Annotated in this window: 9 protein-coding genes; 2 read left to right on the forward strand and 7 right to left on the reverse strand. The window is 65.6% G+C overall.

The window, feature by feature from the left end; genetic code table 11:
* Positions 1-216 precede the first annotated feature (216 nt).
* Complete coding sequence (locus SARO_RS21340; RefSeq protein WP_011445634.1) at positions 217-393, forward strand: hypothetical protein; 177 nt, start codon at positions 217-219, stop codon at positions 391-393.
* Here the strand turns inward: SARO_RS21340 and SARO_RS09985 are convergent.
* The 7 genes from SARO_RS09985 to SARO_RS20235 form a co-directional block, all read right to left on the reverse strand.
* Positions 390-713, reverse strand: coding sequence for a hypothetical protein (locus SARO_RS09985; RefSeq protein ID WP_041550285.1), 324 nt, complete (start codon positions 711-713; stop codon positions 390-392). The genes SARO_RS21340 and SARO_RS09985 overlap by 4 nt on opposite strands.
* Before the next feature lie 122 nt (positions 714-835).
* Complete coding sequence (locus SARO_RS09990) at positions 836-3,955, reverse strand: CHAT domain-containing protein (protein ID WP_011445636.1); 3,120 nt, start codon at positions 3,953-3,955, stop codon at positions 836-838.
* Entirely contained in the window at positions 3,952-11,799 is a 7,848-nt protein-coding gene (locus SARO_RS09995; protein ID WP_011445637.1) for a hypothetical protein, read from the reverse strand. The genes SARO_RS09990 and SARO_RS09995 overlap by 4 nt, the downstream gene beginning before the upstream one ends.
* Positions 11,799-13,562 (reverse strand): ShlB/FhaC/HecB family hemolysin secretion/activation protein, encoded by a 1,764-nt coding sequence (locus SARO_RS10000; RefSeq protein ID WP_011445638.1) that lies wholly within the window; start codon positions 13,560-13,562, stop codon positions 11,799-11,801. The genes SARO_RS09995 and SARO_RS10000 overlap by 1 nt, the downstream gene beginning before the upstream one ends.
* Positions 13,563-13,757: 195 nt before the next feature.
* On the reverse strand, positions 13,758-16,493 hold the full coding sequence (gene secA / locus SARO_RS10005) for a preprotein translocase subunit SecA (RefSeq protein ID WP_011445639.1): 2,736 nt from the start codon (positions 16,491-16,493) through the stop codon (positions 13,758-13,760).
* 106 nt (positions 16,494-16,599) lie between these two features.
* Positions 16,600-16,866, reverse strand: coding sequence for a hypothetical protein (locus SARO_RS10010; protein WP_041550287.1), 267 nt, complete (start codon positions 16,864-16,866; stop codon positions 16,600-16,602).
* Positions 16,867-16,917: 51 nt separating this feature from the next.
* The gene (locus tag SARO_RS20235; protein ID WP_049759368.1) at positions 16,918-17,526 is read right to left on the reverse strand and encodes an energy transducer TonB; all 609 of its coding nucleotides are present in this window, start codon (positions 17,524-17,526) and stop codon (positions 16,918-16,920) included.
* 87 nt (positions 17,527-17,613) lie between these two features.
* On the opposite strand from SARO_RS20235, the gene argJ reads away from it, so the two are divergent.
* Positions 17,614-18,840, forward strand: a complete 1,227-nt coding sequence (gene argJ, locus SARO_RS10020; protein ID WP_011445641.1) for a bifunctional glutamate N-acetyltransferase/amino-acid acetyltransferase ArgJ — start codon at positions 17,614-17,616, stop codon at positions 18,838-18,840.
* Position 18,841: the final 1 nt, after the last annotated feature.

Here is an 18,841-nt window from a genome sequence, read left to right on the forward strand (position 1 = left end):
GTAGACCAACCGACTGCACGTCACAGGCAACCGGAACAATCCTCGGCCCGCGCAACCTCCGCCCTGTAATTCACCGAGCGTGACGCCGCGGCCTGGATTTGCAACGATTGGCAATTCGCGATTGCCGCTGCCGCCTTTGCGGAACCGCAAGGGTTCGACGCTTCGGGACGCGGCAGGAAAGACCGGGTTGAATTGGCGATGACGCGATACAGGCAGATGACCCGCGAAGATCACGTCAGCTCCCTTCACGACGCGGTCAGGAGCGCGCTCGAAATGGCAGATCGCCTCGGCCTACATGTTGTCGGAATACATCTGAACGACGCGCTGGAGTGCCTGGCGGTCACGCAGGACGTGGGCGGTGAAACGCTCCCCCTGGGAGATCAGGCAAACTAGTGAAAGCTGCGGATCCGACCGCCGAGCAGTGCGTCCAGCACGGCCGGGTGGAGGGGATCGGAAAAGCGCAGGCGGGCCCGGAAGCGCTCGCATTGCTCGACGATCGCGCCCCGCGCCTCAAGGCCGGGAAAGGTCAGCCAGACCTGCGCTCCCGCCAGCGGGGTCTCCAGACAGTCAATACAGGCCACGTGGCGGGAAAGCTCGTGGACCCGGACTTTCGCCCGCAGGATGCCACGGCGGTAACTGGCGATGATCTGGGGCTTGCAGCGCAACGCCTCGGCCGCCGGCTCATGGCAATATCCATCGCGATCAAGCCACATCTACCGTCTCCGCTTCCTTCCGGTTCACGGTCGAAGGACGGTCGCCAGTCCAACACATTCAGCCCGCCAGGCAAGGTTCCGGCGGGCTGCGTGTTCCTACATAGGCCTGTCGCAATGGCGGGTTACCGGACCGGATCAGGAGCGGACATCGCAGCCTTCCCCGACACCAGCGGCTTCGCCCCGTCGCCGAGGATTATGAACGCTGCCCAGTAGAACGGATGCGATGTGTTGGGGTCGTCCATCAGCCGGGTCTGTGCGCCCGACAGGGCATCGGCAAGATCCTGTCCCGGTTTCGCTTCGATGACGCCGCCGATGAGGCGCTTGGTCGCGTCGAAGTCGTCGGGCACCGGCCAGTGGCTGGCAATGACCGAACGCGCACCAGCCCCCACGAACGCACGGACGAGGCCATCGAGGGCGTAGTTCCCGCCCGAGGTCACGCCGGCCTCCCGGCTTGCCGCCACAGTCGCCATACCGGCCGTGTCGCACGCGGAGAGGATTACGAGGTCCGCGTTGAGCTTCAGGTCGAAGATCTCGCGGAAGCTCAGGAGGCCATCGGAGCCCATGTCGCCAAAGCTGGTCACCAGCGCAGGGCGCGCAGGACAGTCGGCGCGCGGCGCAGTGACCAGTCCATGCGTGGCAAAGTGCAGAACGCGATACTGGTCGAGGTCACTCTCCGCCAGCAAGGCGCTGTCACTGAACGCGGCGTCGGTCTTGACCGCGCTGCCTCCCGCACCAAGCTTCTTCTGGGCATAGTACAGCTCGTCGGCAGAGATCGGATTCTGCCACGTCGCAAGCGGCCAGTCGCACTCATCCGCGACTGCGGTAACCGGGCGCGCGGCCGGCTTCGCATTGTGCCCCAGACCAAGGTAGTTGCGCGGCGCGGTCGATGCGGCCAGCTTGCGGATGTCGAGGAATCCGCGCGGACTGACGGCGATGGAAACTTCCCGGCCGCGTCCAAGCCACTCGACCCCGGTGAAGTCGAACGGATCGCCATCGGGGCTTTCCATCCGGGCCTTGTAGGCCTCGATGCCCTTGTCTCCCGACACCAGCACTGTGGGAGGAAGCTGCAGCATCGCGCCGTCCGGTTCAAACACCAGGTGGCGGGTCTGGGGCAGAAGGTCTTCCACCGCACCGAACAGCGTCTTGTAGAGGGCGCGCGACTTGTCGAGGTCGAAAGGATAATTGACCTGCTGGCCGTTCTCCACCTTGACGATCGTATCGCGGATCGCCTGGACATTGCGAGACAAGGTCGCCGGATCGATCCCGGTATCGAACGTCCGCGCCTCGCCGCTCCCTGACGTGACGAACAGTCCATAGACCCGTCCGCCGACCACCATCATCTTGTAGTACGCTTCGCCCGGCTTGAGCGCGGATTGCAGTTCGGCAAGTTCCACGCCCTTCGGCGCCAGGACGTTGTAGCGAGGATAGGCTGCAAGCTTGCTCACCAGCGCCGTCTGGTCACGCTTGAGCGATGCCAGGTTGTCCTGTGCCGCCTTGAGTGATGCAGCCTGCTGCTCGGTCAGTCCGGTCAAGGCGGAAAGCTGCTCGACCATTGCCTCGGTGCGCGCGATATCGCGGCTTCTGGCAAGCGACAGACGGAACAGGGCCGCGGCCTCGTCGTTGCCCTCCGACATCTGGCGCGCCAGAACCGCCTGGGTCTGGGCAACACCCGGACGCTGGAGGACTTGCGAGGCGGCGAACATCGCGCTCGCATTACCGGCACCGTTCCGCTTCGCGAGCAAGCCGAAATAGGGGCCCAGCAGATCGCGCAGGGTGGTACCGGCATCCGGCACGGCAAGGCTTTGATCCACGACATGGGCATAAAGCGCCAGCGCGCCCGCCTCGTCGCCCGAGCGGCCCAGCCACGCAGCCTTGCGCGCCTGCGCCGAAAGCAGTGCGGGCGATTGTGGGAAGGCGCTATCGATGATGGCGATGGCGCGGTCAAACGCGGTTGCTGCATCGGCGTTGCGGCCCTGTGCCTCTGCCAACAGAGCAAGTTCAATCTGGATTTCGGAGCGCAACCATCCAGCGGAAGCCACGCGCCCGCCGCGAACTGCATCCAGGCGTCGGCCTGCGATCTCGAAGCCGGTCACCGCAACGTCGTACTTGCCCTGCAACCGCGCTGCGGTCGCGCGCAGGGAATCCGCCTGCGCATCGAGAATTTCGGCACGCTCGGTCTCGGTCAATCCGGGGTCGACTGCGCCCAAGCGCTTGAGCGCCGAACTCTCCCGGTTGATCTGCTCCGCCAAGGGCATGTTGATCAGCCCCAGCACCAGGCTGTCGCGGTCGAAAGAGACGCTCACCGCCGCTACGGGTTCGGCCAGGGCGTTGATCGCGGCCACAGGCTTGCGCTGGTTGAGTTGGTTGATCGCGCGGTAGTTGCGGACGAGTCGCTGCGTCACGCCATCCCTGCCGCCCGGCGCGGCAGCGGCCTGCCCAAACAGGCGTTCGGCCGCGGCGAAGTTTCCGAGGTTGGACTGCTGGAGACCTTGGTTGGCAAGGGCTTCGGCAAGGCCCGCCCCGCCACTGGCACGGTCCCTCGACGCCAGAGCCTCAAAGAACTCCGCCGACTCCGCGTAGCGGCCTCCGTTGTTGCGCAGATACCCTTCGTCGCGGGCGCCAAGGCGGTCGAGCTGACCGGCCTGTACCCGGGCGAAGGCGGCCGGGTCGCTTACTTCGGTCGTTGCGACACGTATTTCACCCGGCACGGGTGCGTCGTTCACGACGCTCGCCAGCGCAAGGCGCAGGGCTGGATCGTACCCGGCAAGCCCCTCGACGAAATAGGTCACGCCGCGCCGGGTGACGGCATAGCGCTTGTATTCGACGTTGGCGTCCTGATCCCGGCAATTGGCGGCATTCACACGGCCGACCGCATCGATCGCGACAAACCCGTCCGCCCCGCAAGCAAGCGTAACGCCGGAAAGCCCGGTCGGCTCGCTCCCAGGCAACACCTCGCGCCGCACTGCGATCAGCGTGCCCACAGCGCCTGCGGCATCGCGACAACTCAGCCGATAGCCACGGTCGAAGATGCCACCAAGCCGCTTGTCGAGAGGAGCGTTCTGCGCGGTGCAGGTCACGCCCGACGATCCTATGCGGAAGGAATTGCGCACCGACAGCGGCTGGCCGGTTCCTCCGGCGACTGCCGGCATGGCACAAGCAAGTGCGGCGATCGAAAGGGTCGTCTTCGCGAAGTGGCCCCCAAGACGACTGTTCTTCGCGGAAAGCATCCGGCGCGGGCTCACTGGCCTTCTCCTTCGGCGCTGTTTTCGTTGACCACGGACCCGATCAGGGACGGATTGCCGCTGCCCGCAACGGGCTGCTCGATCTGCGATTGGGGATCGAGCGACTGGCTGTTGATGATCTGCGGCGGCGGGGCGATCGGGCTCGCGGCATCGTCGCCGCTTCCCTCCTCCTCCTGCTGCCCGGGCGCGTCGGATTGCTCGTCATCGCTCCCGGGTGCACCGGGCGTCTCGTCGAACCCAGGTGTGTCTCCCAGCGTACCCGTCGAGATCATCTCGATCTGGCTGGAAATCGCCGGTGCCGGATCGGGAGAAGGCGGCGGGGGTGCAACGGCGCAGGTGCTGACAGAGAAGAGGCACCCGTTGATCTGGCTGTCCGCGGTGAATGCCGCGAGGCCCGTTGCGTTGGCAAGCACGAGATCGTGCGCCGCCACCCCGGAAACAACGCCGTTGGCGGTCTGGAACCGACCGTTCACGATGACCGAAATGCTGCCCGGCGTGGCATTGGCCGGCGCGATGACGTCGGTAAGATCGAAGTCGGAGAAGAACCCGGCCGGATCGACCGTCGTGCCTGTATTCTGGATGTACAACGTGCCTGTCGGGGAAAGCTCGAGCCCCAGCGCCCGCAGGACGCCTGCAGGCCGCTGAACGGCCGCAGGCGCGTTGAGGTCGTTGGCATGGCCGGCATAGAACGGGTCGGCAGCAAGACGGTCGAGGATCGCCCCCGAGGCAACGTGTATGTTGGCCGCGTTGACCTCGACCACTCCGCCAAGCGTCGTGCCCGACGACACCAGCGAAATTCCTCCCGTAGCAGCGTCGAGTTCGAAACGTCCGGTGTCGAACTCGAGCGCGTTGGTCGCGGCAAAGCCCGTTCCGCTAATCGTTCCGGTGATGCGAATGGCTCCGCCGGGAATCTGCGTCTGCAAGTCGCCCGTCGCAAAGATGATCCGGCCGGCGGTGCCGGTCGCAATGCTGTTCCCGGCGGTTCCCCCGGCCGTCACGCTGAGATTGCCGATGAGCATGTCGGTCGCATTGCCGGCAACGTCGGTCGCCGCGACAAGCAGGCGGCCCGTGGATATCAAGCCGATTTCAGTGTTGCCAAGCGCATAGCCACTGCCGAACAGCCCGTCGCCGATCAATGCTGGCGAGTTAGCGGTCGATATGAGATCCACCGAGCCGGATTCCAGCGTCTTGAGACCCGAAAGAATCTGCCCGCCGGTCGGCGAGGTGGCGGTCCCGTTGTCGATGATCGAAATATCGGCGGAGCGAATTGTAATCGAGTTGCCGCCCCACTGCTCCTGGACTGTCACAAGTCCGCCCGAGGTCACGTCAACCGAACCAAAGCCCACGAGGCTCCGGCCCGACATTGCACCGGTTGAAGCACTGAGAACGCTTCCGCCGACAGCGGTGTTGACTGTCGTGGTACCGCCGTTGGCGACCGGTGCCGCTGCAAACAACGCATTGTAGTCGATCGCGCCCGGCGTTGCCGTGGAGGCCAGCATCGAGGAGTTGGCAAGGATGATGCGCCCGGTGGCGTTGGTCACCGCGTTGGTCACCGGGTCAATCACCAGTCCGCCGAGCACCTGCTGGACCGCAATGTTGCCGCCCGAAAGCAGCGCAACGTCGCGCGCGAAGATCGTGCCGACGGTCAAGCCCAACGCACCGCTCGCCGTTACGTCGGACCCGGTGTTTGCGGATGCCAGGTTCAGCGTCCCGCTCGACAACAGTTCGATTCTGCCGCCGCTCGAAAGGTTGGCGAAAGTCGCATTTCCGCCGCTGGTGAAACCGATGGAGCCGGGAGCCGAAATGGCGGCTGTCGTTACCGTGCCGTTCGTGGCCCCACGGATCGTGTTCGCGGTCGAGGTCCCGTTGATACCTATCGCGCCATTGGTGGCGACGGCAGGTGCGGCAAAGACAAGTTCCTTGTCGAATACCGTGGCAGTCTGGCCGAGCGCCGTCATTGAAACGTCCGCAATCAGCACGCGGTTGACGGCGTTGAGGCTCGCAAGCGTGATGTTGCTGCCGCCCAGCACGAGCATGTCGTACCCCTGAAGAGCACCGGTGCTGATCGTCCCGCCCGCCGAGATGCCGATGTCGGAGGCCGCATTGACCGCCCCCACGGTGACGTTGCCACCGGCCGTGAGAGCGATTGTATTGAGGTCGCCGTTCGCACCCGTTGGCGTACCGGTGCCTGCGCTCAGGTTGCCCGTCGAGATGCTGCCCTGCGAACGCGCGGTGATCGAGGTCTGCGCCACCAGGTTGCCGGTCGCGATGGCGGCAATTGCATCGAGGTCGATGGATTCACCTGCGCTGGCATCGCCGATCGTGATGGAGCCGCCCGCCGTGAGGTCGATGAACCCGCCGGCCGTCAGCGCCCCCAGGTCGATGCGTCCGGGCGCCAGGATGGACAAGCCGGCCAGCGTGTTCAGGTTGGCGTAGGCGACGATATCCTGGCCGGACGAAAGGCTGATCCCGTTCGTTCCCGTCAGCAAGCCGGTGTTCGTCGGCGCGCTGGCTCCCAGCACCCAGTTGCCGGCCCCGATCACAACGTTGTCAGCCGTCAGGAACGACTGGTCGAGCGTCAGCGAAAATGCGTTGGGCGTCTCGAAGAAAAGCGCCCCACTGATGTTGGCGGTGCTGTTCAGAAGCGAAATGAAGTCCGCAGGCGCACCGGCGGCGACACTGTCAGCCGATGCACTCAGCGAGAGGCTGGCCGCATTCAGCGTGCCGCTGACCATGTCCAGGTCGACAGCATCGCCAGCAATCGACGCGATACCCGCTGTCGAGCCCGTTCCGCCAACTGCAAGCGCGCTGAAATTGAGGTCACCTGCCGTAAGGCTGCCGGTCTGCGCAGGCTGGTTGAAACGGTTGGTCACGGTCAGCGATGCGCCGGATACCTGGTTCGTCGCACCGGCGCTGCCGATCGTGGCATCGCCGCCTGCGCCAACCACGGGGCCCGAGCCGCCATTGCCGCCGATGGCGTTGACGAAGGCATTGGTGGTGGCGCCGGTAACGGTCATGGAAGCGCCACGCACCAACACGGTCACGCCGCCGCCCTGCGCCGCACCGCCTGCACCGCCGCTACCGCTGGTGGCGCTGCCTTGCCCTCCAGCACCGCCGTTGCCGCCGGAAGCTCCGGCCGTGAGGTTGATCGACCCGTAAAGGGCAGATCCGGTATTGATCGTTCCAGTATCGAAGCCGCTGGCGATACCAAGCTGCAGCAGCCCGCCGATTGCTGCGCCGCCATCTCCGCCGTCGCCACCAAGGCCACCGCCCCCGCCCGATGCCGAGGCGTAGCCGGTGACCGATCCGACCTCCATCCGGCCATTGCCCGCCGTACCGAAAATCTGGATCGAGCCGCCTTGGGCCGCACCGCCAGCTCCGCCGATGTCACCTGGAATCGCCGCATCGCTACCGAAGCCGCCGAAAGCCGACGCATCAGCATTAAGCGAATTGATGGTGACCAGGCTTGCGCCCTCCACGGCACTATTGGCGAAGATCTGGATCTCGCCCCCGGTCGCACTGCCGCCAGCCCCGCCCGAAAGCCCATAGCCGCCAAACGCCGATGCCGTCGCGAACAGCGTATCCAGCCCCAGCGTGCCATCGCGCGCGGAAACGCCGACGAATCCACCCGTACCGGTGCCGGCCGCCCAGGCATCGCCGCCCTCGCCCGAAGCCGTGACATATGTCTGCCCGGCAATGGATATGCTGCCTCCGTTACCAAGAGCGGTCGGTGTTCCGACCGTCAGGAATGCCCCGCCGCCGGTACCGTTTCCACCCGCACCGGAGTTGCTGTTCTGATTGCCATCGCCCCCAAAACCGCCGGCGTGGACAACCGCGCCGCCGGTCACCGTAATCGCGCCACCATCGCTATAGAGCCTGCTGGTGCCGCCAAGCCCGGCGCCTCCGCTGGCACCAATGTCGCGCCCGTTGCCGCCAGTGCCATCGGCGGTGATGTTGATGGTATCGAAAATGTTCGCGGTGCTGGTGCCAGAAGCTATGAACTCCGCAGTGCCGCCCTGGCCCGCGCCTCCGATCACATTGGTGAACTCGTCGCCTCCTCGTGCCGACACCGTGAGCGTCACACCGCCGGCTTCGAATGCCAGCCCGCTGTCGAGCTTTACCTGCACGAAGCCGCCCGTCGCGTTCCCGCCCGACACGCCATAGGAGCCGCCGCCGCTCGCCTGCGCCGAAAGACTCACCAATCCACCAGCAGAGATGAGGTTTCCGGTGCTAAGGCCATTGGAACCGACGGCAATCGATCCAGCCACTGCCGCGCCGCCCGCCGCAAGGCAGCCGATTGCGCAGTTTCCGGCATTGCCGCCCCACGCATCGCTGCGCAGGTCCAGCCCGCCATCGGCCTGAAGGCTGCTTCCGCCCTGATCCAAAGCGAAGGTGATCGCGCCGCCCGTGGCCGCCCCGCCATTGCCGCCAGGCCCCTGGGCAAACCCGGTGCCGCCGTCGGCGCCGATGCCGCCAGCCGCACTCGCGTCCACGGTCGCCTGGCCGACGATGTACCCGCCAGTGCCGGTTCCCGCGCCCTTGTTGGTGTTGAACGCAACCGTTCCGCCGATTGCAGAGCCGCCATTACCGCCCTGTCCCCCGGCGCTCGTGCTGGACCCGCCTATCCCGCCGAATCCGCCCGACGCCGCTGCCTGGACCGAAAGGAAGCCGGCGGAAATCGTGCCGCCATCGGCAGCCGCGTTCAAGGCGACCGAGCCACCTTGCCCCGCACCGCCACTGCCACCAGTTTCCCCCGAAAGGCCGCCGCCGGAACCGTCACCGCCGCGCCCGGAGGCGCTGACATAGAGTGACGATGCGGAGATGTCGCTCAACCCGCGCGCATCGCCGTTTGCCGCCAGAACGACCGCGCCGCCCCTGCCGGAACCGCCATTACCCAGATCAGAGGCAAAGCCGCCATAGCCCTCGGCATTTACCGACAGCCCCGAGACGGCGGAAATGGAGGCAGCGTTGGCGTTGACGGAGAGCAACCCGCCGAAACCGTCACCACCGGTCCCGCCTTGTCCCCCTTTGCCGCTGGCCTCGAGGATGGCGTCGCCGCTTTGCGCCAGGACCACCGTGCTGTTGCCTGCCGTAAACGACAGGGTCCCGCCCTGTCCAAGGCCCGCGGCAACGCCAGTGCTTCCCGCCCCGCCGACACCGGACGCGCTGAACCGGGATGAACCCGTGATCCCAAGCGTGGCATCGGCTATCGTGACTACGACGCTTCCACCGGTGCCCTGCCCGCTGGTGGTGCCACCGGTCCCGCCCGAACCCTCCGCGCTGAGTTCGAAATTGCCGCCGACCGTCGACTGGCCACCTGCCATGTCGAGATAGGCCGCCCCGCCCGTACCGCTTCCGCCGGCCAGTCCAACCGAAAGCCCCGCCGATCCGCCAATGCCGTTCGCGGTGACTGTCGCGCCGCCCGCTACGGTGATCTGGCCTGTCCCGATGGTGCGCCAGCGCGTGTCGCCGCCAGCACCCGCTCCCCCGGCACCGCTTTCGGCCTGAGATCCGCCGATCCCGTTGGATGTCATCAGGATATCGCCACCCAACTGGATCGCGCCGCTTTCCGCCGAAAGCAGCGTCGAACCGCCGGTGCCGAGACCACCCACTGCCGATCCGAAGGCCACGCCGCCCTGGCCCTGTCCGATGAGCACCGCGTTCGACGTGACCGACAGCAGGCCGCCGCCACTGGCGCGCAGCACGACGGACCCGCCGGTCCCTGCAAGGCTCCCGGCATAACCGCCACCGCCCGATCCGATGGCATTGGCCTCGAGAACGCCGTTCACGCTCGCCTGCGATCCGGACTGCGCCTCGAAGTTGATGCTGCCGCCGACGCCATCGCCGCCGATGGCCCCTACCTCGTTGCCCTGCCCGCCAAAACCCTGCGCCAGAAGGCTCGCGTTCCCCGCGATGGCAAGCGATGAGCCCGCGTCGAACGCGGCAATCGCGATGCTGCCGCCGCGACCTTCACCCGCCTGAACGATACTGCCGCCGCCGTTGCCCCCGGCATCGACGGTGATCTGCCCAAGGCTGATCTGCGCGCCGTTGTGCGCCGACATGTCTACCTGCCCGCCGATTGCCGAACCGCCGGGGCCGGCAATTCCGCTGCCGCCGATCGCCTGCAGGCGAATGGCCGTGGCCCCTCCGACGCTGATCTGGTTCGTGCCGTCCGCAACGAAGACCAGCGAGCCCGCGTCCGCCAGTCCGCCATCGGTCAGGCAGGTCACGCAGCCCGTACCGTTGCCGCCAAAGCCTGCCGCCTCGATGTCGACCGAGCCCAGCACGTTGATCGCCGCCCCGCCAGTTCCGAAGGACTGGACCAGCGCGTTGCCGCCGTAGCCCGCGCCGCCGGCAGCCCCGCCGACCTGGGGCGATCCACCATAGCCCGAGGCAACGAGCTGCAGGTCGCCGGAGATGGTGATCTGGCCGCCGTTCTGCGCAAGAACCCTTGTCGACCCCGCCACGGCGTCGCCCGAAGTCTCGCCAACGCCGAATGCCGGCGCACCATAGGCGTTGGCGCTGAGGAAGACGCTCCCGGCGACATTGATCTGCCCGCCATCGAAAGCGTCGAGCCCGACGGACCCCGCCGTCGCGGTTCCGGTGCTGGCCGAGGCATCCGCGCCGAAAGACAGATTTCCGCCGATCGTGACCGATCCGCCCGCCGCCGCGTAGATCGAGGACGCTCCCCCTGCCTGCACGAAGACGCTCGACGCGAAGTCCAGCCCCTGGCTAGACGCCGACCCGAGCTGCACCGATCCGGTTGCCCGTGCTTCAAGCGACGAAGTGAAATCGGCGTCAGCCCCGTTGATCGAGACCAGCCCGGTGCCGCCGCCCGCCGCAGGGCCCGTCTGCGCGCTCCCGCCCAGCACGTTGCCGCCCGCCGAAAGCACGATGGAATTGCCGACCACGTCAGCCGCGCCGGCGATGTCGAAGCCCAGCGAACTGCCGGCACCGATGGCCATGGTGATCGCATCGTTCTTGGGCACCGCGACCATGTAGATGCGGTGGAAGAACGTCGAAGCGGCAGGGCCAGTTATCGTGCCGTTGTTCGAGATCGGCGTCCCGGTCCCGCTCGTACCGGAATCGACCGTGATGTCGAAGAGACCGCTTGGCGAGAATGTGATCGTCGCCGCGTCGGCCGCAACCAGCGCAGCGGAACCGTTGACGGTGATGGTGCCCCCGTTGGAAACGACTGGCGCCACCAGCGCGACATACGATCCGTCCGTGCTCGCGTTGATCTGCGCGCCGGGCTGCACCACGACCTGCGAACCCGCAACGGTCGCCTGCTGGAAGACATATGCGCCCCCGGTCTGGAAGTTGCCCGCGGCGTCATAAGGCAGGTCCGACGTCGTCAGAACGAGATTGCCCACATCGAAAACCGCAGAGCTGCCGATCAGCAGCCCGCCGGGGCTATAGAAGAAAACCGTGCCGCCCGGCGCCTGCCCGCCCGCCGCGCTCTGCAAGCGCGAAACGACCGACCCGTTGAACTGGATCGGCCTCGTCGATCCGCTCGGCACGATGCGATTGAGCACCGTGAAATCGCTGGTCGACGCCGAATCATTGATGAAGGTTGCCGTCGTGCCGACCGGCTGGAAGTCGATTGGCCCGCCCGTCGACGCCGTATCATTCGGCGTCCAGTTGATGACCGCGGTGGGGCTCGAGATCGTGATGTCGGTCGTCGTCGCGGTGGTGCCGATGCTGACGGTCCCGAACGTCGAAGTCACGCTACCCTGGAACGACTGCGCCTGCGCCACCGGCGCCCATGCCGCAAGTGCGGTCGCCAGTGCCAGCCCGGATGCCGAAAGAAGTTGCTTGCGGTTCGCAGGAAGGATCGTGCGCATCAGAAGGTCCTCCACGGCAGCAGCCGCGTGGTAAGGGTCACCAGGAATCGCGGGTCGGAACGGCGGACCTGAAGCGCCACCTTCTCCAGCGGGACGGCCAGCGTCGCCTCGATCCTGAAGCGGGCGCCGATATCGCCGCGCAGGCCTCCGCCCAATGACGTCAGCCGTTCCGATCCCGGCACGTCCTTGTTCCAGACCCATGCGGAATCGCCGAACACGAAAGGCTGGATGCGGATGTCGCGGCTCTCGCCTATCGGAAGCCGGGGGCCGCGCACTTCCACGCTCGTCCCAACGGCACTGTCACCGATCAGGTCGCCCGGATCATAACCCCTGCCGACGGTATAGTTGCCGGCCGAAAATTCCTCGAAGCTGAGCAGTGGCTTGAACGCATATTGCGCACGCGGCGCCACAAGCACCGAGAACCTGCCGAAGGCACGTTCGTACTCGCCCTGCCAGCGCAGCACCGTCGCGGCCGGTGATCCGTCGAACCTGCTGGTCGGCGTCTGTGTTGCGCAGGCGGCGCCAATGCAACCGCGCGTCGCATCGAGGATGTCCAGCCCCTGCCGCACTTCGAACGAAGACCCGATGCGCCATTGCGGCGCGGCATGTCCGGTATCCACGGCATCGACGTCAAGCCGCGCCCACCCCACGCGCACCTTGTCGCGAGTGAGCGGTCCGATGAGGTCCACGTCCTGGTTCACCAGGTCCAGCCCGCCGCTTAGCCAGACGTTTCGCGCAAGCGAGCGCTGCAGCGGGAAACGGGCATAGAGGCTGGCATAGAGGGTGCGCGCGTCGATGCTGACATTGGCAGGAAGCCCCGGCACGTCAGGCTTGGTCCAGGCGTAGGTAAGCTGGCCCCCAACGATCAGCCCTTCCTTGCCCGGACGAAACTCGTGCGCCCCCTGCAGGATGTGCTGTTCGCTGAAATCCGAAGTGGCGTAATAGGACAGGGTCGTCGCATCGCCCATGCCCGTGAGGCCAAAGAACTGCGCGCGAATCTGCCCGCCGAACCGGCCGGTCGCTTCTGAAGACAGGTTCTGCAAGGTAAGGTCGACGGCATAAGGCTCGCGCAGGACGCTGATCTCGCCGACCAGATCGCCGGCGCCGGTCCCTGCAGGCTTGAGCGTGAGCTGGACGTTGTAGCCCGGCAGGTCACGCGCCAGCAGGAGGTATCGTTCCGCCCGCCGCTGGTTGAACACCTCGTCCCCGGTCAGCGCCGAGAGATACTGCTCGAGCTTTCGCTCCGCGCCCCGGGTCTCGCCACGTGCCCGTACGGTAGTGATGCGCGCATAGATGACCTCCATCCGCACTTCGCCGTTGTCGATCTTCTGCGTCGGGACCTGCACTGCGGCAAGGTATCCCTTGTTGCGCAGCATCGTGCCTGCCGCATCGCGGATCTCGCACAGCACCGCAATCGGCTGCGACGTCCCCACCAGCGGCTTCCAGGTCTCGGCAAGCTCGGCCGGATCGATCTCCTTGAGACCGGCGAAGGTGACGTTGTTCAGCGTGACGCGAATGTCTGCGTACTGCGGATCGTCGAGCGGACAGGGGGAGCGCTCGATGCCGCCCTTTATCGAAAGGCGCGACGGCGCCGCAGCAGCCTGCCCCGTCAGGCCCTTGAGCTCATCGCGTGACGGAATGCCCGTGCCCGGCTGCCCAGGAAGATTTTGCGCACTCGCCGCAAGCGGGATCGCCGCGAGAACAACGCCAGCGATCCCCGCCGCCCCTCGCAGCAGGGTCTTCCCCACGCACTTCGCACTCATCGATTTCTGCCCCCGTCGGATTCTTCAACGACGCGGCCCGGTCTTATGGTTCTTGTTGCATTCAACGCTAGCAGCGCAACCCGCCAGTGGAAAGCTGCCCCGCCCTAAGTCACACAAATTCAGTTCATAAATTCTTGACCGGAAAGAAAAAGGCGGAGCAATCGCCCCGCCTTCTCATTTCACGATGCAGACCGGTCAGGCGGCGACGCCGTGACAATGCTTGTACTTCTGGCCCGAACCGCAAGGACACGGCGCATTGCGGCTGATCCCCTGGCCGGCAAACGGATCTCCATCGGGAAAACCGCCTGAAAGCGCCCCGCCTGCCTGCGGCGGCAGCGCACCGAACATCGACGGTGCCGGAGCGAGCGGCGCAGCATCGTTCTCGCCGGTGAACGGATCGATATGGCTGGTAAGGAAGTCCGGCAATTCCGGAAGCTGGAACTCTTCCACCGGACGCAGGCGGATCTCGCTCGTCATCAGGATGCGCGTCACGTCCTCGCGGATCGCATCGAGCATCTTCTCGAACAGGCCGAACGCTTCCTGCTTGTACTCGTTGATCGGCGTCTTCTGCGCGTAGGCCCGCAGGAACACCACCTGGCGCAGCGCGTCGAGCGTCGCGAGGTGCTCCTTCCAGTGATGGTCAAGCCGTTCGAGCAGGATCGACTTCTCGAGGCTTCGCCACGCGCTCGCATCGACCTCGGTGATCTTCGTATCCATATGGGCATCAGCCAGCTGCTGGATACGTTCCTCGATGGTGTCGGGCTCGATTGCTTCTTCCTGGAACCAGTCGTCCAGGGGAATTTCGATCCCCAGAACGTCGCGGACCCTCGCCTTCAGGCTCTCCACGTCCCACTGTTCCGGATAGGAGCCCGGCGGGCAGGCATCGCCGACGATGGCGTTCACCGTATCGTGGCGCATGTCGGTGACCACGTCGCCCACGGCCTCTGCGTCCATTATGTCCGCACGCTGCTCGTAGATGACCTTGCGCTGGTCGTTCATCACGTCGTCGTATTCGACGACCTGCTTGCGGATGTCGTAGTTGCGGGCTTCGACCTTCTTCTGCGCCGTCTCGATCGCCTTCGACAACCACTTCGAACCGATTGCCTCGCCATCGGCAAGGTTGCTGTTCATCATGCGGGCGAACAGCGTGTCCGGGCCGAAGATGCGCAGGAGGTCGTCCTCCAGGCAGAGGTAGAACTTGCTCATGCCGGGGTCGCCCTGGCGTCCCGAACGGCCGCGGAGCTGATTGTCGATACGGCGACTTTCGTGGCGCTCGGTGCCGATCACGCAAAGCCCGCCCGCGGCCAGAACCTTCTGCTTTTCCTCGGCCACTTCGGCGCGGATGCGGGCAATGCCGGCCTCGCGCTCCGGTCCTTCCGGCACGTCGCGCAGTTCGTCCTCGATGCGGAACTCGACGTTGCCGCCGAGCTGGATGTCGGTGCCGCGACCCGCCATGTTGGTCGCGATGGTCACCGCGCCAAGCCGGCCCGCCTGCGCCACGATGTGCGCTTCCATCTCGTGGAAACGGGCATTCAGCACGTTGTGCTTCACGCCTTCCTTCTGGAGGAATTCGGAAAGCAGCTCGGACTTCTCGATCGACACCGTGCCGACCAGCACCGGCTGCCCGTTCTCGTAACGCTCGCGGATAAGCTTCGCGATGGCGCCGAACTTGTCCATCGTGTTCTTGTAGAACTCGTCTTCCTCGTCGATGCGCTGCACCGGCACGTTCGTCGGGATCGAGACGACGTTCATCTTGTAGATGTCGAAGAACTCGGGCGCCTCGGTTGCCGCCGTACCGGTCATGCCGGCGATCTTCGGGTACATGCGGAAGTAGTTCTGGAACGTGATCGAGGCCATCGTCTGGTTCTCGGGCTCGATCTTGACGCCCTCCTTGGCCTCGACCGCTTGGTGCAGGCCGTTGGACCAGCGACGGCCGTCCATCATGCGGCCGGTGAACTCGTCGATGATGACGATCTTGCCGTCCTTGACGATGTAGTCGATGTCACGCTTGAACATGACATTGGCCTTCAGCGCCTGGTCGAGGTGATGGACCACCATCGTGTTCTCGACGTCATAGAGGTTCGAGCCGACGAGCAGCCCGGCGTCCTCGAACGCGCGCTCTACCCATTCGACGCCGTCTTCGGTCAGCGTGATGTTCTTGGTCTTCTCGTCCGCCTCGTAAAGGTCCGGGGCGATCTGCTTCACCACGGCGTCGACCGAGATGTAGAGGTCGCTCTTGTCGTCGGTCGGACCCGAGATGATCAGCGGGGTGCGCGCCTCGTCGATCAGGATCGAGTCCACCTCGTCGACGATGGCGAAGTTGAACGGGCGGTGCACCATCTGGCCCCGCTCGTGCTTCATGTTGTCGCGCAGGTAGTCGAAGCCCAGCTCGTTGTTGGTCGCGTAGGTGATGTCCGCGTTGTAGGCCTCGCGCCGCTGTTCCTCGTTGAGGTTGGGCACGATCACGCCGACGGTCAGGCCGAGGAAATTGTAGAGCACGCCCATCGTCTCGGCGTCGCGGCGGGCCAGATAGTCGTTCACCGTGACGACATGGACGCCCTTGCCTTCCAGCGCGTTGAGATAGACCGCCAGCGTCGCAACAAGGGTCTTGCCCTCGCCGGTGCGCATTTCCGCGATCTCGCCGCGGTGAAGCACGATGCCGCCGATCATCTGCACGTCGAAGTGGCGCATGCCGAGGGCGCGCACCGACGCCTCGCGCACCGTCGCGAAGGCTTCTGGCAGGATGTCGTCCAGCGTCTTGCCCTCGGCCAGCATCTGGCGGAACTTCGGGGTCTGCGCCGCCAGTTCCTCGTCCGACAGCGCCTGGACGTGAGGTTCGAAGGCGGCGATCTGGCGGACGATCTTGTCGAGCGACTTGACGTAGCGGTCGTTGGAAGAACCGAAGAGAGCCTTGGCGATGGAGCCGAACATAGGGCGGATCAATCCTGTCGAAAATGAGATATGGATAGCCGGCGCGCATCGGACGCGCCGTTGCAGGCAATGCAAATTGCCGGAAAACCTATGCGATCGATCGGCGCTATTCGCGCGCGCGGTCGCTCAGTTCAATGCCGCAGGGCCGGATCAGTGCCGGGGCGGGAAGCCACACCGTCTTGCGGCGGGCGCTCGTGCGCTTTTGCGGGACCGCGCCACCCCGACCGGCGCAGCGCTGCTGCCGCTGCTCCGCCGAGGCCGTCGCGCTGGCCGAAACGCCCGCATCCGCAACTTCCGTGCGCGAGACGGCGAACGCCACCTCCGGCAGGGAAAGGCCCGTAATCATGGCCAGCAGGGCGAGCAGAATGCGCATCACCGCACCAGATAGGCATTCCATCGCGGTTCGTCCATCGCGAAAGCTGATTTACTTCGCGACATCTTCGAGTTCGAGTGAAGACTTCATGATCACCCTCTTCGCCACCGCCTTGCCGTCGGCATCGCGATAGGGTTCGTTGAAGGCCGAATGGGAGTCGCACAGGTTTTTGGTCTTCCGCGCCACTTCGGCATCCGCGCCGGTGACCACGAACGTGCAATCCTTGATCGATCCATCCTTGTCGAGAATGAAGGTCAGGGTCTCGGATTTGGGCGAGAGGGTCTTGCTGACGTCCGGCGGCAGGATCCACCGTATCGCGTTGGAATAGACGCCTTCGGTGACCTTGCCCTTGGCATCGCGAGCGGGATAGAACTTGGCGCGGGTCATCACGACGGAACAGGTCACCTCGTCGAGCGCCGCTACGCCGCTCGATGCGACGATTTCGCATGCACTTGGCTTTCCATCGGGACCAACCGTGACGCGAAACCCAGCCGTGCCTTCAAGCTTTTTCTGCAAGGCTTCCCGTGGATAATCTCCGGAAGTGGCCCACCAGCCGGGACTGCCCATCGGCACTGCGGCAGTCGGCTCCCTGGCGGCCGCACCGGACGCAAAAGACAAAAATGCCACAACGGCAAGCGGATGGCAGAACTGCTTGATCATGCACCCTTTCCAGCACAGACAAAACCAATTGGAAAGAGCGGCCCGCCAAACTTGAACCCTGCACCGCCGCGCGCTAGGCGGAGCACCATGTCCGACGCCGTTTCTCCGCTCGCCACGCCCTTTCCCGAACTGCCGGCCATCGCCGGCGTCACGCCGCGCGTCGCGCGCGCTGGATACAAGGACTGGGGCCGGTGCGACCTGACGTATGTCGAACTGTCGCAAGGCACTGCTGTCGCGGGCGTCTTCACCCGCAACGTTTGCTGTTCCTCGGAAGTTGAGCTTGGCCGCGCGAACGTTGCCCGGGGCCGCGCACGGGCGCTGGTCGTGAATGCCGGCAACTCCAATGCCTTCACCGGCTATCGCGGGCGCGAGGCGGTGGAGCAGATCATGACGCAGGTCGCCGCAAACCTCGGCTGCGCGCAGGAAGAGGTCTTCGTTTCCTCCACCGGCGTGATCGGCGTGCCCTTGCCCAAGGACAAGGCCAGGGCGGGCATCGAGGCGGCGCTGGCGGCCGATGAATGCACCTGGGAAGAGGCCGCGCGCACGATCGGTACGACCGACACCTTCCCCAAGGGAGCGTCCGCCAAGGCGCAGCTAGGTGCCGTTCAGGTACACTTCAGCGCAATCATAAAGGGAAGCGGCATGATCGCACCCGACATGGCGACGATGCTCGGCTACGTCTTCACCGACGCAGCCGTAAGCCCTGAATTTCTTCAGGAATGCCTGTCTGCGGCCAACCGCCGCACCTTCTCGTGCATCACTGTCGACAGCGATACGTCAACCAGCGACACCGTCCTCGCTTTCGCCACCGGCAAGGCCGGCAACGAGCCCCTGACCTCGTTCGACAGCCCCGGTGCCGATGCCTTCGCGGCCGCGCTGGAGGACATCTGCCGCCAGCTTTCCCATCTCGTGGTCAAGGACGGCGAAGGCGCGCAGAAGTTCATCGCCGTCGCCGTCTCGGGCGCTGTCTCGGACGAGAGCGCCCGCAAGGTCGGCCTCGCCATCGCCAACTCGCCACTGGTCAAGACCGCAATCGCCGGCGAGGATGCCAACTGGGGGCGCGTCGTCATGGCCGTGGGCAAGGCCGGCCAACCGGCAGACCGCGACCGCCTGTCCATTGGCTTCGGCGGTACCTGGGCCGCGCGCGACGGACAGCCGCTTGCCGACTACGACGAAGCGCCCGTCGCCGCGCATCTCAAGGGCCGGGAAATCTCGATCGAGGTAGATCTCGGCCTCGGCGATGGCAGGGCGACGGTCTGGACCTGCGACCTGACGCACGGCTACATCTCGATCAACGCCGACTATCGCAGTTGAA

The sequence above is a fragment of the Novosphingobium aromaticivorans DSM 12444 genome, from assembly GCF_000013325.1.
Lineage (GTDB): Bacteria > Pseudomonadota > Alphaproteobacteria > Sphingomonadales > Sphingomonadaceae > Novosphingobium > Novosphingobium aromaticivorans.

Coding starts and splice junctions, on each gene's coding strand:
- SARO_RS21340 (WP_011445634.1), top strand. CDS start 217: ATGACCCGCGAAGATCACGTCAGCTCCCTTCACGACGCGGTCAGGAGC.
- SARO_RS09985 (WP_041550285.1), bottom strand. CDS start 713: ATGTGGCTTGATCGCGATGGATATTGCCATGAGCCGGCGGCCGAGGCG.
- SARO_RS09995 (WP_011445637.1), bottom strand. CDS start 11,799: ATGCGCACGATCCTTCCTGCGAACCGCAAGCAACTTCTTTCGGCATCC.
- SARO_RS10000 (WP_011445638.1), bottom strand. CDS start 13,562: ATGAGTGCGAAGTGCGTGGGGAAGACCCTGCTGCGAGGGGCGGCGGGG.
- secA (WP_011445639.1), bottom strand. CDS start 16,493: ATGTTCGGCTCCATCGCCAAGGCTCTCTTCGGTTCTTCCAACGACCGC.
- SARO_RS10010 (WP_041550287.1), bottom strand. CDS start 16,866: ATGCGCATTCTGCTCGCCCTGCTGGCCATGATTACGGGCCTTTCCCTG.
- SARO_RS20235 (WP_049759368.1), bottom strand. CDS start 17,526: ATGATCAAGCAGTTCTGCCATCCGCTTGCCGTTGTGGCATTTTTGTCT.
- argJ (WP_011445641.1), top strand. CDS start 17,614: ATGTCCGACGCCGTTTCTCCGCTCGCCACGCCCTTTCCCGAACTGCCG.